The 16,543-nt window shown below is 61.7% G+C and carries 14 protein-coding genes; 11 read left to right on the forward strand and 3 right to left on the reverse strand.

Translation table 11 applies throughout. From position 1 onward, the window contains the following. The first annotated feature begins 198 nt into the window (after positions 1–198). Complete coding sequence (pitA, locus tag SERRSCBI_RS22480; protein ID WP_033645348.1) at positions 199–1,701, forward strand: inorganic phosphate transporter PitA; 1,503 nt, start codon at positions 199–201, stop codon at positions 1,699–1,701. Between the two features lie 74 nt (positions 1,702–1,775). On the opposite strand, the gene uspB is transcribed toward pitA, so the two are convergent. Continuing rightward, complete coding sequence (gene uspB / locus SERRSCBI_RS22485; RefSeq protein WP_004930978.1) at positions 1,776–2,111, reverse strand: universal stress protein UspB; 336 nt, start codon at positions 2,109–2,111, stop codon at positions 1,776–1,778. Positions 2,112–2,545: 434 nt separating this feature from the next. Here uspB and SERRSCBI_RS22490 point away from each other — a divergent pair, with 434 nt between their 5' ends. The 10 genes from SERRSCBI_RS22490 to SERRSCBI_RS22535 all read left to right on the forward strand — a co-directional run bounded on the left by SERRSCBI_RS22490 (position 2,546) and on the right by SERRSCBI_RS22535 (position 13,686). Then, the gene (locus tag SERRSCBI_RS22490; protein WP_033645349.1) at positions 2,546–3,319 is read left to right on the forward strand and encodes an SDR family oxidoreductase; all 774 of its coding nucleotides are present in this window, start codon (positions 2,546–2,548) and stop codon (positions 3,317–3,319) included. Positions 3,320–3,423: 104 nt separating this feature from the next. Next, entirely contained in the window at positions 3,424–4,332 is a 909-nt protein-coding gene (locus tag SERRSCBI_RS22495) for a LysR family transcriptional regulator (protein WP_042785536.1), read from the forward strand. Between the two features lie 267 nt (positions 4,333–4,599). Further along, the gene (gene uspA / locus SERRSCBI_RS22500) at positions 4,600–5,037 is read left to right on the forward strand and encodes a universal stress protein UspA (protein ID WP_004930988.1); all 438 of its coding nucleotides are present in this window, start codon (positions 4,600–4,602) and stop codon (positions 5,035–5,037) included. Positions 5,038–5,237: 200 nt separating this feature from the next. Then, the gene (gdhA, locus tag SERRSCBI_RS22505; protein ID WP_021505207.1) at positions 5,238–6,581 is read left to right on the forward strand and encodes an NADP-specific glutamate dehydrogenase; all 1,344 of its coding nucleotides are present in this window, start codon (positions 5,238–5,240) and stop codon (positions 6,579–6,581) included. Positions 6,582–6,910: 329 nt separating this feature from the next. Continuing rightward, positions 6,911–7,897: an autoinducer 2 ABC transporter substrate-binding protein gene (locus SERRSCBI_RS22510; RefSeq protein WP_033636379.1), complete on the forward strand. Its 987-nt coding sequence runs from the start codon at positions 6,911–6,913 to the stop codon at positions 7,895–7,897. Positions 7,898–8,002: 105 nt separating this feature from the next. Further along, a complete protein-coding gene (locus SERRSCBI_RS22515; protein ID WP_028128101.1) occupies positions 8,003–9,502 on the forward strand; it encodes a sugar ABC transporter ATP-binding protein in 1,500 nt (499 codons plus the stop codon). Beyond that, a complete protein-coding gene (locus SERRSCBI_RS22520; protein ID WP_015379367.1) occupies positions 9,495–10,484 on the forward strand; it encodes an ABC transporter permease in 990 nt (329 codons plus the stop codon). The genes SERRSCBI_RS22515 and SERRSCBI_RS22520 overlap by 8 nt, the downstream gene beginning before the upstream one ends. Before the next feature lies 1 nt (position 10,485). Then, a complete protein-coding gene (locus SERRSCBI_RS22525) occupies positions 10,486–11,439 on the forward strand; it encodes an ABC transporter permease (protein ID WP_016930441.1) in 954 nt (317 codons plus the stop codon). 10 nt (positions 11,440–11,449) lie between these two features. Then, a complete protein-coding gene (locus SERRSCBI_RS22530) occupies positions 11,450–13,087 on the forward strand; it encodes an FGGY-family carbohydrate kinase (protein WP_042785537.1) in 1,638 nt (545 codons plus the stop codon). Then, on the forward strand, positions 13,087–13,686 hold the full coding sequence (locus tag SERRSCBI_RS22535; RefSeq protein ID WP_042785538.1) for an SIS domain-containing protein: 600 nt from the start codon (positions 13,087–13,089) through the stop codon (positions 13,684–13,686). Before SERRSCBI_RS22530 ends, SERRSCBI_RS22535 begins: the two co-directional genes overlap by 1 nt. A 28-nt stretch (positions 13,687–13,714) precedes the next feature. On the opposite strand, the gene rsmJ is transcribed toward SERRSCBI_RS22535, so the two are convergent. Together rsmJ and prlC are read right to left on the reverse strand one after the other, a co-directional pair. After that, on the reverse strand, positions 13,715–14,461 hold the full coding sequence (rsmJ, locus tag SERRSCBI_RS22540) for a 16S rRNA (guanine(1516)-N(2))-methyltransferase RsmJ (RefSeq protein WP_042785539.1): 747 nt from the start codon (positions 14,459–14,461) through the stop codon (positions 13,715–13,717). An 8-nt stretch (positions 14,462–14,469) separates the two neighbouring features. Further along, on the reverse strand, positions 14,470–16,512 hold the full coding sequence (prlC, locus tag SERRSCBI_RS22545) for an oligopeptidase A (protein WP_033645356.1): 2,043 nt from the start codon (positions 16,510–16,512) through the stop codon (positions 14,470–14,472). Positions 16,513–16,543 lie beyond the last annotated feature (31 nt).

Raw genomic sequence — 16,543 nt, forward strand, 5'->3', positions numbered from 1 at the left:
CCCGCGCCGCCAACGCCATAGTAAGAAAATATTACAGAGGTCAGAGCAGATTAACGCGTTGATATTCCATATTTTTGTTATAGACACGCCACCATTTCGTCATGTCCAAATCAAAAAAACGTCATATTTTCCTTTTCCCCGGCACCGGTTGTCACTGATAATGCGCGGCGTTCATGTCCACAAACTGGCGTAACGCTTATGCTGCATTTGTTCGCTGGCCTGGATTTCCATACCGGCCTGATGTTAATTCTCGCATTGTTGTTCGTGTTGTTTTATGAAGCCATCAACGGTTTTCATGATACGGCCAATGCGGTCGCTACAGTTATTTATACCCGCGCCATGCGCTCGCAACTTGCGGTCGTGATGGCAGGTTTGTTCAACTTTCTTGGCGTAATGCTCGGCGGTTTGAGTGTTGCTTACGCCATCGTCCACTTGTTGCCTACCGATCTGTTGTTGAACGTCAGTTCAGCACACGGATTAGCCATGGTCTTCTCCATGCTGTTGGCGGCAATCATCTGGAACCTCGGCACCTGGTATTTCGGTTTGCCGGCGTCCAGTTCCCATACGCTGATAGGCGCAATCATCGGTGTCGGTTTAACCAACGCCCTGATGACCCACACTTCGGTCGTGGATGCGCTTAACGTCCCGAAAATGATTGGCATTTTCCTTTCTCTGCTGTTCTCGCCGCTGGTCGGCATGATGGTGGCGGGAGTGATGGTGTTCGCCTTGCGCCGCTATTGGAGTGGCACCAAGAAACGCCAGCGTATCCACATGACCCCAGCGGAACGTGAAAAGGTCGACGGCAAACGCAAGCCGCCGTTCTGGACCCGTATCGCGCTGATCCTGTCGGCGATTGGCGTCAGCTTCTCGCACGGCGCCAACGACGGTCAGAAAGGCATCGGCCTTATCATGCTGGTGCTGATCGGCGTTGCCCCGGCCGGCTTCGTGGTCAATATGAATGCAACCGGTTATGACATCACCCGTACGCGTGACGCCGTGACCCACCTGCAGCAATATTACCAGCAGCACGGCGACGCGCTGTCGCATGCGGTGTCGTTGACGCCGCTGGTGCCAAGCCCGGATGACGAAGCCACGCCTGGCAAACCGGCCGAGTTCCACTGCGACAGTTCGCGCGCCATGCCGGCGATCGAGCTGGCTCAGGGCATGCTGACCAACCTGCAAAGCTACGATCAGTTGACGGTTGAGCAGCGCAGCCATTTGCGCCGCCTGCTGATGTGCGTGACCGACACGGCGGATAAAGTCGCCAAGCTGCCGGAAACCTCATCCGCCGATCAGCGCTTCCTGAAGAACCTGCGTCAGGATCTGCTGCAGACCGTCGAGTACGCGCCGATGTGGATCATCGTCGCCGTCGCGCTGGCGCTGTCGCTCGGCACCATGGTGGGCTGGAAACGCGTAGCCACCACCATCGGCGAGAAGATCGGCAAGAAAGGCATGACCTACGCCCAGGGCGTATCGGCCCAGATGACCGCGGCGCTGTCGATCGGCGTGGCGAGTTATACCGGCATGCCGGTCTCCACCACCCACGTTCTCTCTTCGGCGGTTGCCGGGACGATGATCGTGGACGGCGGCGGCGTGCAGAGCAAAACCGTGAAGAACATCCTGTTGGCCTGGGTGCTCACCCTGCCAATCTCGATTCTGCTTTCCGGTGCGCTGTATTGGGTCGCGTTGAAGCTGATCTAAGCGACAAGCATCATGAGGAAGGCGGCCGCATGGCCGCCTTTTTTTTGTCCTGCATCAAGGGAAACAGAAAGGCATTAATACCAAATCATCATCGCTATCAGGCAGATGACCACCAGGCCGCACAGGGCCGAAGTCAGCATAAACTGCCCGCGCACCCGCTCGCAGCGGCGAATAAACTCCGGATCGTGGTGCTCGACATAGCGCTGCGCGAAGATATAACGCACCAGCCTCAGCTGCTTGCTGGGTTGGCCGTGGGCGGTAAAGAAGCCGCCGCCGTCGACATATTGGTACAGCAGCGGGTCACAGCCGCGCAATACCACCAGCAGCGCGCGCAGAGAAGAGTAATACCGCACCATGTTAACCACACACACCACACACAAGGCCCAAAACAGCGCGACGGTACTGATCATGATTGCCCCCTCAAGGCGTTGTTATCCGCGGCCATCCGCCGGGTCCAACCGCCCTACCTCATTACCCGATACTCTGCTGGAGCTTACCGCTCTCATCCCCTTTTTTTGCCTGCACGGGCCACGCCCATAACCCACCGCCTCCGAAGACGTTGCCGCACCGCACGATGAGATTTGCACGGCATGGTTCTACTCAGAGGAGAAATGATGAGGCCCATATCCATCATTGTAGGTTAATGAAACGCAAACTGGCCTGAGCAGTGGATAAAATTTACCGCCCTGTGCCGAAAAGTCACCTGCCGGGGCGTTATAAGTGATAACCGCCCGTTTTCGATTAGGCTGTTTTTATGGATAGTCTATCCCGCGCCACGCCGCTGATCTTTCCCCCCACGCTGGCTAGACTCAGGTTTCCGTTACGCTTATCCAAGGAAACTGTTATGGCAAACCATTCAATCAAGGGAAAAACCGTCCTGATCGCCGGCGGCGCCAAGAACCTCGGCGGGCTGATCGCGCGCGATTTGGCTGAGCAAGGCGCCAAAGCGGTGGTGATCCACTACAACAGCGCCGCCTCCAAAACCGAGGCGGAGAAAACCGTCGCCGCCATTCAGGCCGCCGGGGCGCAAGGCGTCGCGCTGCAGGCCGATCTGACCACGGCGGGCGCGGTCGAGAAGCTGTTCGCCGATGCTGTCGCCGCCGTCGGCAAGCCGGATATCGCCATCAATACCGTCGGCAAGGTGCTGAAAAAGCCGCTGATCGACATCAGCGAAGCCGAGTACGACGAGATGACTGCGGTCAACGCCAAAACCGCGTTCTTCTTTCTGAAAGAAGCGGGTAAGCATCTTAACGACAACGGCAAAATCTGCACGCTGGTCACCTCGCTGCTCGGCGCCTTCACTCCGTTCTACGCCGCTTACGCCGGCACCAAAGCGCCGGTGGAGCACTTCACCCGCGCCGCCGCCAAGGAGTTCGGCGAGCGCGGCATCTCCGTGACGGCGGTCGGCCCCGGCCCGATGGATACCCCGTTCTTCTACCCGGCGGAAGGCGCGGACGCCGTGGCCTACCACAAGACGGCGGCGGCGCTGTCGCCATTCAGCCAAACCGGCCTGACCGATATCGAAGACGTGGTGCCGTTCATCCGTCATCTGGTCAGCGACGGCTGGTGGATAACCGGCCAAACCATCCTGATCAACGGCGGCTACACCACCAAATAAACCCGGCGGGGGCACCTATCGCCCCCGCACCTGCTCGCGCGCAACCGCGCCATGCGGCTACACTCTCTGTCAGAAACAGCGCCAAGGAACAGCAGGTCAACGAGATGGACAGATTCAATCAATACCGCGTATTCGTGCAGGTGGCGGAGATGGGCAGCTTTATCCGGGCGGCCCATGCGCTGGAGGTGCCGCGCGCCTCGGTGTCCGCCGCCGTTCAGCAACTGGAAACGCAGCTGGGCGTGCGCCTGCTGCACCGCACCACACGGCAAGTGCGGCTGACCGCCGACGGCGAACAGCTGCTCGAACGGCTGCGCCCGCTGCTGGCCGAGGTGGAGGATATCGATCAGTCGTTTCAGGCCAGCCAACGGCAGGCCTCCGGGCGGCTCAGCGTCGATGTGCCGAGCCGCATCGCCCGTCGGCTGATCGCGCCGGCGCTGCCCAGCCTGCTGCGGCGCCACCCTCATCTGCAGCTGGTGCTCGGCTCCGCCGATCGCGCCATCGATCTGGTGCAGGAAGGGGTCGACTGCGCGGTGCGCGTCGGCGATCTGCACGACAGCAGCCTGGTGATGCGCCCGCTCGGCCATATCGCGCTGATCAACTGCGCCAGCCCCGCCTACCTGAGCGAATTCGGCCATCCTCTTCATCCCGCCGATCTCGCCGAGGGGCACTGGAGCATCGGCTACGCCTCGCCCAAAACCGGCCGCGAATCCCCCTGGGAATACCTGACCGGCGACGGCCACACCCAGCGGCTCGACTTGCCCAGCCGGGTGGTGGTCAACAACGCCGAAAGCTATATCGCCTGCTGCCGCGCGGGGCTGGGGCTGATGCAAATCCCGCGCTACGACGTGCAACACCTGCTCGACGCCGGTGAACTGGTGGAAGTCCTGCCCGGTTACCGCGCCGCCTCCATGCCGATCGCCCTGATCTACCCCCATCGCCGCCAGCGTTCCCGCCGTTTGGCGGTGTTTCATGAGTGGTTTGAAAGCCTGCTACAACCGCATCTGGAGCGCTGATTGCACATTTAGCGCTATACTTTGTTTAATAACGCTTATAATTCAAGCGGTCAGACCGTTAAAACCCGTATAACCCTTAGGCTTTTTCGCCGCGCGGGTGTACAACGAAAGGTATCGTGCGCAGAGATTTTCGATGCGGCGCAGTGTGATCGCCCCAACATATCATTGCGTTATCCGAATGATACTATGGAACCAAAAGCGCCAGGCGGGTACACGGAACGCCTGCTAACCCTTTTTAATCGGCATGTTTATGGAAGGAGTATTCTTATGGCTTACAAACACATATTGATCGCGGTAGACCTATCCCCGGAAAGCAAGATCCTGGTAGAAAAAGCCGTCTCTATGGCGCGGCCGTATAACGCCAAAGTTTCTCTGATCCACGTCGATGTCAACTATTCCGATCTCTATACTGGCCTTATCGACGTCAATCTCGGCGACATGCAAAAGCGCATCTCTGAAGAAACCCACCAGGCGCTGACCGAGCTGTCGCAAAACGCCGGCTACCCGATCACCGAGACCCTGAGCGGCAGCGGCGATCTGGCGCAGGTGCTGGTGGACGCCATCAAGAAATACGACATGGACCTGGTGCTGTGCGGCCACCACCAGGACTTCTGGAGCAAGCTGATGTCTTCCGCTCGCCAGCTGATCAATACCGTGCACATCGATATGCTGATCGTGCCGCTGCGCGACGAAGAAGACGAATAAAGTAAGCGCTTGCCAACTTAACTGCCCAACGCCCGCGCCCTGCGGGCGTTTTTCATGCCGCCACGCCGATTAATCGCTTGATAATCAACCGCCCTCCGATGATATAGTCGCTAAAGACACAACATCCTCCCCCGGGCATCACCTATACCCAAATCTATAAGAAATAGCGGGGGAAAATTTAATGCTAAAAGGAGTTATCCATGGAATATGCCGTATCGGTAGAGTCTTTCCTGTCCTCGTTACAACGCCATAACCCCCACCAGCCGGAATATCTGCAGGCCGTGCGCGAAGTGTTCACCTCGCTGTGGCCATTTATCGAGCGCAACCCGCGCTATCGCGAACAGGCGCTGCTGGAGCGCCTGGTGGAGCCCGAGCGCATCATTCAGTTCCGCGTCAGCTGGGTGGACGATCGCGGCCAGGTGCAGGTCAATCGCGCCTTTCGCGTCCAGTTCAACTCGGCCATCGGCCCCTACAAGGGCGGCATGCGCTTCCACCCGTCGGTAAACCTGTCGATCCTGAAGTTCCTCGGCTTTGAGCAGACCTTCAAGAATGCGCTGACCACCCTGCCGATGGGCGGCGGCAAAGGCGGCTCCGATTTCGATCCGAAAGGCAAAAGCCAGGGCGAGATCATGCGTTTCTGCCAGGCGCTGATGACCGAGCTGTATCGCCACTTGGGCCCGGACACCGACGTGCCGGCCGGCGACATCGGCGTCGGTGGCCGTGAAGTCGGCTTTATGGCCGGCATGATGAAGAAACTGTCCAACAACACCGCCTGCGTGTTTACCGGCAAAGGGCTCTCCTTCGGCGGCAGCCTGATCCGCCCCGAGGCGACCGGCTACGGCCTGGTGTACTTTACCGACGCCATGCTGCAGCGCCACGGCTTGGGCTTTGAGGGCATGCGGGTGGCGGTGTCCGGCTCCGGCAACGTGGCGCAGTACACCATCGAGAAAGCGTTGGAGCTGGACGCGCGCGTGATCACCGTGTCGGATTCCGGCGGCACTCTGGTGGACGAAGACGGCTTCACCACCGAGAAGCTGGCGCACCTGGCGGAGATCAAAAACCAGCGCTACGGCCGGGTGGCGGACTACGCCCGCGAACGCGGCCTGACCTACCTGGCGGGCCAGCAGCCGTGGAACGTGCCGGTGGATATCGCCCTGCCGTGCGCCACCCAGAACGAACTGGATCTCGAGGCGGCGCAGACGCTGATCCGCAACGGGGTGAAAGCGGTGGCGGAAGGCGCCAACATGCCGACCACCATCCAGGCCACCGACGCCTTCCTCGACGCCGGGGTGCTGTTCGCGCCCGGCAAGGCGGCCAACGCCGGCGGCGTGGCCACCTCGGGGCTGGAGATGGCGCAAAACGCCGCGCGCATCGGCTGGCGGGCGGAAAAAGTGGATGTACGTTTACAACATATCATGGCGGATATTCACCATGCCTGCGTGGAATACGGCGGCGAGGGCAAGCAAACCCACTATGTACACGGCGCGAATATCGCCGGTTTCGTTAAGGTTGCGGAGGCGATGCTGGCCCAGGGCGTGCTGTAATCGGGCGCAAAGGTGATCTTGTTCACACATCGATTAAATGCTTCAATGCCGGCCTCTGCGCCGGCATTTTTTTCCGCGTCCAAGCCATCAAAATGATGCACAAACGTTAATTAAAAGTTAATAAAAAGTTATTTATGGCCGTTTAATTGGTAGTAAATTTACCACCGCCAAATCATTAAACATTTATTTAACACTAAATACGCCAGTATTTTACTTAAATGTGCACAGGTCACATTTCATTAACTTCGGCTACGCCCCCTCTTCCATTCCTTTGTAATCTGCAGCGGTGGAAAAACCGCCACCCCTACAGATAAAAAAAGGTACAGCTAATGAAATTTAACCTCGCATTATTAAATGCATGTGTGGTTTCTGCGTGCATGTTATCGACAACACCTGTGTTCGCCGCTGATAAATATGAGATTGCCGTGGTCGCCAAAGTGACCGGCATTCCGTGGTTCAACCGCATGGAAGTGGGCGTCAACGAAGCGGCGAAAAAACTCGACGTCAACGCTTACCAGACCGGCCCTTCTACGCCGGATCCGGCCGCGCAGGTCAAGGTGATTGAGGATCTGATCGCCAAGAACGTCAACGCCATCATCGTGGTGCCGAACGACGCCAAGGTGCTGGAGCCGGTGCTGAAAAAAGCGCGCGACAAAGGCATCGTGGTGCTGACCCATGAATCCCCGGATCAGCAGATCGGCCAGTGGGACATCGAGACCATCGACAGCGAGAAATACGCGCAGGCCAACGTCGATGAGCTGGCGAAAGACATGGGCGGCAAAGGCGGCTACGCGATCTACGTCGGCTCGCTGACTGTGCCGTTGCACAACGCCTGGGCCGATTCCGCCATCAAATACCAGAAAGAAAAATACCCGGACATGTTTGAAGTCACCTCGCGCTTGCCGGTGGCGGAAAGCATCGACAAATCCTACGCCACCACGCTGGATCTGATGAAAACCTATCCGCAGATGAAGGGCATCATCGGCTTCGGTTCGCTCGGCCCAATCGGCGCCGGCCAGGCGGTGGCCAAGAAACGCGCCAAGGACAAAATCGCGGTGGTGGGCATCGCCATGCCGGCGCAGGCCGCTCCTTACCTGATGCGCGGCGACATCAAGAAAGCGCTGCTGTGGGATCCGAAAGACGCCGGTTATGCGCTGGTGACGGTGGCCGACCAGCTGCTGCAGGGCAAAGAAGTGAATAAGGACCTGTCGATCGAGGGCCTCGGCAAAGCCGACGTCGATATGGAACACAAAGTGATTCGGTTTAATAAGATTTTGGAAGTGACCAAAGACAACGCCCAATCGCTCGGATTCTGATTTTTCGCGTAATTTCGCCACACCGGGAAAGTAGTTAAACCCTCGTAGGGGCGCAGCGTTGCTGCGCCCAGGGCTTCGGCCGCTACGCAAGCACAGGTTAACGTTATGACAGCCTCCCCCGCATTTATCACCCTGGAGAATATCAGCAAGCGATTCCCAGGCGTGCTGGCATTAGACCAGATCAACCTGACGCTGAATAAAGGCGAAGTGCACTGCCTGGCCGGACAAAACGGCTGCGGCAAAAGCACCATCATTAAAATCATCTCCGGCGTCTATCAGCCGGAAAAAGGCGCCAATATTTCGCTGGAAGGCAAACTCTTCCACGCCCTGACGCCGCAGCTGTCCGGTTATTACGGCATACAGGTGATCTACCAGGACCTGTCGCTGTTCCCTAACCTGACGGTAGCGGAAAACATCGCCATCCACCGTTACCTGCCCGGCGGCCACTTCTGGGTGCGCAAGCGGGTGATGCGCCAGACGGCGCTGGACGCCATGGCGCGGGTCGGCGTGCACATCGATCCCGATAAAAAAGTGGAAAAACTGTCGATCGCCGATCGGCAGCTGGTGGCGATTTGCCGCGCCATCGCCGCCGAAGCGCGCTTGGTTATCATGGACGAACCGACCGCCTCGCTGACCCGCCAGGAAGTCGACGGCCTGCTGCGGGTGGTCAACGAACTGAAGGCGGCCGGCATCTGCGTGGTGTTCGTCAGCCACAGATTGGACGAAGTGATGGAAGTCGCCGATCGCATCAGCGTGATGCGCGACGGCAAGCTGGTGGGCACCTGGCCGGCCAGCGAACTGGACAGCCATGAACTGGCGTTCCTGATGACCGGCCAACGCTTCCATTACAGCCCGCTGCCCCCGCTGCCGCCGGCCGAACAAGCGCCGCTGCTCGAAGTGCGCAACCTCAGCCGCGGCGAAAAATACCGCAACGTCAATCTGGCGCTGCGCGGCGGCGAGATCGTCTCGATCGTCGGCCTGCTCGGCGCCGGCCGCACTGAACTGTGCCTCAGCCTGTTCGGCATGACGCGGCCGGACAGCGGCGAGATCCGCATCGAGGGCCGGGCGGTGCAGCTGCACAACAACCGCGAAGCGGTGCGCCACGGCATCGGCTATGTGTCGGAGGATCGTCTGACGCAGGGATTGATCATGGAGCAATCGATCTACGACAACACCATCGTCACCGTCTTCGATCGGCTGCATACCTCGCTCGGGCTGCTGGATCACGCCAAGGCGACCGAGCTGGTTAACCGGCTGATCCGCGATTTGAACATCAAGGTGTCCGACAGCGCATTGCCGGTGAAAACCCTGTCCGGCGGCAACGCCCAGCGCATCGCCATCGCCAAATGGGTCGCGACCCAGCCGAAGATCCTGATCCTCGACTCGCCCACCGTCGGCGTCGACATCGCCAACAAAGAGGGGATCTATCAGATCGCCCGCGATCTGGCGCAGCTGGGCATGGCGGTGCTGATGATCTGCGACGAGATCCCGGAAGCCTATTACAACAGCCATCGGGTGATGGTGATGCGCAAAGGCGAGCTGATCGCCGAGTTCGCGCCGCACCAGAGTACCGAACAACAGATCGCCGAGGTGGTGAATGGATAAGTCATTATTGGCCCGCCTGGCCGGGCGGCACGAGTTTTATCTCGGCCTGCTGGTGTTGCTGCTGGCGATCGGCCTGAGCGCCGGCACCGATGAGTTTCTGACGCTCGGCAACCTGACCGACGTCGCCACCAGCTACGCCATTCTCGGCATCCTGGCCTGCGGGCTGTTCGTGGTGCTGATCGCCGGCGGCATAGACATTTCGTTCCCGGCGGTCACCGCCATCGCGCAGTATGTGATGGCCAGCTGGGTGATCCAGCACGGCGGCAGCTTCCCGCTGGCGTTCGCCCTGGCGATTGGCGTCGGCCTGCTGCTCGGGCTGGTGAACGGTTTCCTGGTGTACTGGCTGAAGGTGCCGGCGATCATCATCACCATCGCCACCCTTAACCTGTTCTACGGCCTGCTGGTATACGCCACCAACGGCACCTGGCTGTACGGCTTCCCGGACTGGTTCATGAACGGCATCAACTGGTTCTCGTTCCAGGGCGCCGACGGTTACGACTACGGCCTGACGCTGCCGCTGCTGTGCCTGCTGGCGACCATCGTCGTCACCGGCGTGCTGATGAACCGCACCCGGCTGGGGCGCCAGATCTACGCCATGGGCGGCAACCGCGACGCGGCGTCGCGCCTGGGGTTGAACCTGCTGCGGCTGCACTTCTGCGTCTACGGCTATATGGGCATTCTGGCCGGCGTCGCGGCGGTGGTGCAGGCGCAGATCACCCAGTCGGTGGCGCCCAACTCGCTGCTCGGCTTCGAGCTGACGGTATTGGCGGCGGTGGTGCTGGGCGGCACCAGCATGAGCGGCGGCCGCGGATCGTTGACCGGCACCCTGCTCGGCGTGGTGCTGCTGGCCTTCCTGCAAAACGGGCTGACGCTGCTCAGCGTCTCGGCCTATTGGCACCAGGTATTCAGCGGCGCGATCATTTTGATCAGCATCAGCACCACCGCCTGGAACGAAAAACGCAAGCTGCTCAAGGAGATCTGACATGACGCAGTTAACTCGGTTGATCCCAAACGATCGGATCATTCGCCTGCAGGGCGCGATCATCATCGCGGTGGCGCTGCTGTTCGCCGGGCTGCTCGGATCGCGCTTCTTTAGCCTCGGCAACTTCCAGTCGATCGCCTCGCAGCTGCCGATCCTCGGCCTGCTGGCGCTCGGCATGGGCATCACCATGCTGACCGGCGGCATCAACCTGTCGATCATCGCCGGCGCCAACGCCTGTTCGCTGGTGATGGCGGCGATCATCGTCAGCCATCCCGACCAGCCGCTGTTCCTGGCGCTGGCGCTGTTGGCCGGCCTGCTGGTGGCGGTGGCGATCGGCGCGCTCAACGGCGCGCTGGTAGCCTGGATAGGCGTCTCGCCCATCCTCGCCTCGCTCGGCACCATGACCCTGATCACCGGCCTGAATATTCTGCTGTCCAACGGCGCGGTGATCTCCGGCTTCCCGGCGGCGATTCAATTTCTCGGCAACGGCGCCGTGCTCGGCGTGCCGGTGGCGCTGATCCTGTTCCTGCTGGTGGCGGTGGGTCTGTGGCTGCTGCTGGAGCACACCACGCTGGGGCGCAGCCTGTACCTGATCGGCTCCAACGAGCAGGCCACCCGCTTCAGCGGCGTGAACACCGCGCGGGTGCAGATCGCGGTGTATATCCTGTCGGCGCTGCTCGGCTGGGGCGCCGCCCTGCTGATGATGGCCAAGTTCAACTCGGCCAAGGCCGGCTACGGCGAATCTTATCTGCTGGTGACCATTCTGGCCTCGGTGCTGGGCGGCATTAACCCGGACGGCGGCTTCGGCCGCATTCTGGGGCTGGTGCTGGCGCTGATCGTGCTGCAAATGTTGGAAAGCGGCCTCAATTTGCTGGGGGTCAGCAGCTACCTGACCATGGCCCTGTGGGGCGGCGTGCTGATCCTGTTTATCGCGTTACAGAATCGAAAAGCCTGAGGAGAAAATAATGGCGAGCTATTTTATTGGCGTAGATGTGGGCACCGGAAGCGCGCGCGCAGGCGTATTCGATCTCAATGGCCGCATGGTCGGCCAGGCCAGCCGGGCCATCGATCTGTACCGGCCGAAGGCGGATTTCGTCGAGCAGTCGTCGGATAACATCTGGCAGGCGGTGTGCAATGCGGTGCGCGACGCGGTCAACCAGGCCGACATCAACCCGATCCAGGTCAAAGGGCTGGGCTTCGACGCCACCTGTTCGCTGGTGGTGCTGGATAAAGAAGGCAAACCGCTGACCGTCAGCCCCTCCGGCCGCACCGAGCAGAACATCATCGTGTGGATGGATCACCGGGCGATCGCCCAGGCCGAGCGCATCAACGCCACCAAACACCGGGTGCTGGACTTCGTCGGCGGCATCATTTCGCCGGAGATGCAGACGCCGAAACTGCTGTGGCTGAAGCAACACATGCCCACCACCTGGGCCAACGCCGGTTACCTGTTCGATCTGCCGGACTTCCTCACCTGGCGCGCCACCCAGGACGCCACCCGCTCGCTGTGCTCGACGGTGTGCAAGTGGACCTATCTCGGCCACGAGCAGCGTTGGGACAAGAGCTACTTCCAGCAGATCGGGCTGGAAGACGTGCTGGAACACGACGCGGCCAAGATCGGCAGCGACGTTAAAATGATGGGCGAGCCGCTGGGCCACGGCCTGACTCAGCGCGCCGCCAGCGAGATGGGGCTGATCGCCGGCACGGCGGTGAGCGTGTCAATCATCGACGCCCACGCCGGCACCCTCGGCACGCTGGGCGCCACCGGCGTCTCCGGCGAGGTGGCCGACTTCAACCGCCGCGTCGCGCTGATCGGCGGCACCTCCACCGGCCATATGGCGATGTCACGCACCGCGCGCTTTATCGGCGGCGTCTGGGGACCGTATTATTCGGCGATCCTGCCGGAATACTGGTTGAACGAAGGCGGCCAGTCCGCCACCGGCGCACTGATCGACCACGTCATCCAGTCGCACCCGTGCTATCAGGATCTGCTGGCGCAGGCGAAAACTCAGGGCCAGACCATCTATGAGGTGCTGAACGCCATTCTGCGCCGCATGGCCGGCGAGCCGGAGAACATCGCCTTCCTGACGCAGGACATTCACATGCTGCCGTACTTCCACGGCAACCGCTCGCCGCGCGCCAACCCGACGCTGACCGGCATCCTGACCGGGCTGAAGCTGTCGCGCACGCCGGAGGACATGGCGCTGCACTACCTGGCCACCATTCAGGCCATCGCGCTCGGCACCCGCCACATCATCGAAACCATGAACCACAGCGGCTACAGCATCGACACCATCATGGCCAGCGGCGGCGGCACCAAGAACCCGATCTTCGTGCAGGAACACGCCAACGCCACCGGTTGCGCCATGCTGCTGCCGGAGGAGAGCGAAGCGATGCTGCTGGGCGGCGCGATGATGGGCACCGTGGCGGCCGGCGTGTTCGACACCTTGCCGGAGGCGATGAGCGCCATGAGCCGCATCGGCAAGACGGTGACGCCGCAGACCAACCAGATAAAAAGCTACTACGATCGCAAATACCGGGTGTTCCACGAGCTGTACAACGACCACATGAAATACCGCCGGTTGATGCAGGAGGAGGCGTGATGCAGCAAGAGTGGCGGCAGGCCGTGCAGGGCTGGCAAACCTACAGCCAGGAGCTGGCGCAGCTGGGCGAACGCCTCGATGCGCGCACCTGGCAACGGCTGCTGGCGCTGCTGGCCGACTGCCGCGGTAAAATCGCCGTCACCGGCGTCGGCACCTCGGGGATTGCGGCGCGCAAGATAGCCCATATGCTGGCCTGCGTGGAGCGGCCGGCGGTCTACCTCGACGCCACCGGCGCTGCGCACGGCGATCTGGGTTTTCTGCGCGCCGACGATCTGCTGATCCTGATCTCGCGCGGCGGCAATTCCGACGAGCTGACCCGCCTGCTGCCGACGCTGCAGGCCAAAGGGGTGACGCTGATCGCGGTGACGGAAAACCCGCATTCCGCCATCGCGCAGGCGGCGCAGCTGACGATCGCCACCGGGGTGCAAAAGGAGATAGATCCGCTGAACATGCTGGCCACCACCTCGATTGTGCTGGTGTTGGCGATCTTCGACGCCGCCTGCGCCTGCCTGATGACGCGCAGCGGTTACGATAAGGACACCTTGCTGGCGGTGCATCCGGGCGGCGGCGTGGGGAAAAGTTTGCGGGAGGAAAACTGAGGGCCCGACACCGCGGGCCCGGCAGACATTACAGCGGCATGTAGATGTCGAAACGGTGGCTTTTGGTCAGCGTGGCGGCGTGCGCCGGCACGTCGGCCAGCGGCGGCGCGTAGTCCGGGCGTTTCACCACCACGCGCTTGGTCGCCAAACGGCGCGCCGGTTCCAGCAGGCCGTCGGCGTCATCGTCGCTGCCCACCAGCGATTGGAACACCCGCATCTCTTTCTTCACCAGCGCGCTTTTCTGCTTGTGCGGGAACATCGGATCGAGATACACCACCTCCGGGCGCGGGCTGAGATCCGCCAGCGCCGTCAGGCTGGAGGCGTGCAGCAGCATCAGACGATCGCGCAGCCACGGGCCGATTTCCGCATCCTGATAGCCGCGCTGCAGGCCGTCGTCCAGCAACGCCGCCACCACCGGATTGCGCTCCAGCATCCGCACCCGGCAGCCCAGCGCCGCCAGCACGAAGGCGTCGCGCCCCAGCCCGGCGGTGGCGTCCACCACGTCCGGCAGGTAGCTGCCCTTGATGCCGACCGCCTTGGCCACCGCCTCGCCGCGGCCGCCGCCAAAGCGGCGCCGGTGCGCCATGGCGCCGGAGACGAAATCGACGTAGATCCCGCCAAGCTTCGGCTCGTCGCGCTTGCGCAGCTCCAGCCGCTGCGGGGTCAGTACCAGCGCCATCGGCGCGTCGTCGTCGGACGTCAGCCGCCAGCGCTGCGCCAAAACAGACAAGGCGCCGGGATCGGCGCCTGCTTCACACAATAAACACACGCTCACGTGTCGGGTTATCCTTTAATGCCGTAATGGCGCAGCATAGCATCCAGCTGCGGCTCGCGGCCACGGAAGCGTTTGAACAGCGCCATCGGCTCTTCCGAACCGCCGCGCGACAGGATGTTGTCGAGGAAAGATTTGCCGGTCTCGGCGTTGAAAATCCCCTCTTCTTCGAAGCGCGAGTAGGCGTCGGCCGACAGCACTTCCGCCCACAGGTAGCTGTAGTAACCCGCCGCGTAGCCGCCGGCGAAGATGTGGCTGAAGGCGTGCGGGAAGCGGCCCCAGCTCGGCGAAGGCACCACCGCCACCATTTTCTTCACTTCCGCCAGCGTCGGCAGGATCTGCGCCCCTTTCTCCGGGCTGTATTCGAAGTGCATGCGGAAATCGAACAGGCCGAACTCGAGCTGGCGCAGGATGAACAGCGCCGCCTGGTAATTCTTGGCCGCCAGCAGCTTGTCGAGCATGGCCTTCGGCAGCGGCTCGCCGCTCTGGTAGTGGCCGGAGATAAACGCCAGCGCTTCCGGCTCCCAGCACCAGTTTTCCATAAACTGGCTCGGCAGCTCGACCGCATCCCACGGCACCCCGTTGATGCCGGAGACGCCGGCGGTATCGATCTGCGTCAGCATGTGGTGCAGACCGTGGCCGAACTCGTGGAACAGCGTAGTCACTTCGTTATGGGTGAACAGCGCCGGCTGATCGCCCAGCGGGCGGTTGAAGTTGCAGGTCAGGTAAGCGACCGGTTTTTGCAGCGTGCCGTCGGCCTTGCGCAGGCTGCCGACGCAGTCGTCCATCCAGGCGCCGCCGCGTTTGTTTTCGCGGGCGTACAGATCGAGGTAGAAGCTGCCGCGCAGTTCTCCGTCGGCGTCGAACAGATCGAAGAAGCGCACGTCCGGATGCCAGGTATCCACGTCTTTACGCTCTTTGGCGGTGATGCCGTAAATGCGTTTCACCACTTCGAACAGCCCTTCCACCACACGCTGTTCCGGGAAGTACGGGCGCAGCTGCTCGTCGCTGATGGAGAACAGGTGCTGCTTCTGTTTTTCGCCGTAATAGGTGATGTCCCAGGCGTCGAGCTCGTCCACGCCATAGTGCTGTTTGGCGAAGGCGCGCAGCTGTGCCAGCTCCTGCTCGGCCTGCGGGCGGGCGCGTTTGGCCAGATCGCTCAGGAAGCCGATCACCTGCTCCGGGCTTTCCGCCATCTTGGTCGCCAGCGACTTGTCGGCGTAGGTGTCAAAGCCCAGCAGCTGAGCCAGCTCATGGCGCAGCGCCAGCGTTTCCGCCATCACTTCGCTGTTATCCCATTTGCCGGCGTTCGGCCCCTGATCGGAGGCGCGGGTGGCGAAGGCGCGGTACATCTCTTCGCGCAGCGCGCGGTTGTCGGCGTAGGTCAGCACCGGCAGGTAGCTCGGCATGTCCAGCGTCAGCAGCCAGCCGTCCTGCTCTTTGGCCTGCGCCATCGCCTGGGCCTGCGCCAGGGCGCTTTCCGGCAGGCCGCTCAGCTCGGCTTCGTCGGTAATCAGTTTGCTCCAGCCCATGGTGGCGTCGAGCACGTTGTTGCTGTAGGTAGAGCCCAGTTCGGACAGGCGCGCGACGATCTCGCCGTAGCGCTGCTGTTTGTCCGCCGACAGGCCGATGCCCGAGAGTTCGAAATCGCGCAGCGCGTTGTCCACCGCCTTGCGCTGCGGCACGCTCAGCGTCTCGAACGCCGCGCCCTCTTTCAGGCTGCGGTAGGCCTGGTACAGCCCTTCGTGCTGGCCGACCCAGGTGCCGTACTCGGACAGCAGCGGCAGCGCCTGCTCATAGGCGGCGCGCAGCTCCGGGCTGTTTTTCACCGAGTTCAGGTGCCCGATCGGCGACCAGATGCGCGACAGGCGATCGTCCGACTCCGCCAACGGCTGACACAAATTGTCCCAGGTGAACGGCCCCGGCTGCGCGACCACGCGCTCTACCGCGGCGCGGCAGTCCGCCAGCGCGGATTGCACCGCAGGCACGATATCTTCAGGGCGGATCGCCGAGAACGGCGGCAGGGAAAACGGAGTCAGCAACGGATTTGTCATAGGGCAGTCCTGATTAGCGTTGGGGCCCGCC

The sequence above is a fragment of the Serratia sp. SCBI genome, assembly GCF_000747565.1.
Lineage (GTDB): Bacteria > Pseudomonadota > Gammaproteobacteria > Enterobacterales > Enterobacteriaceae > Serratia > Serratia ureilytica.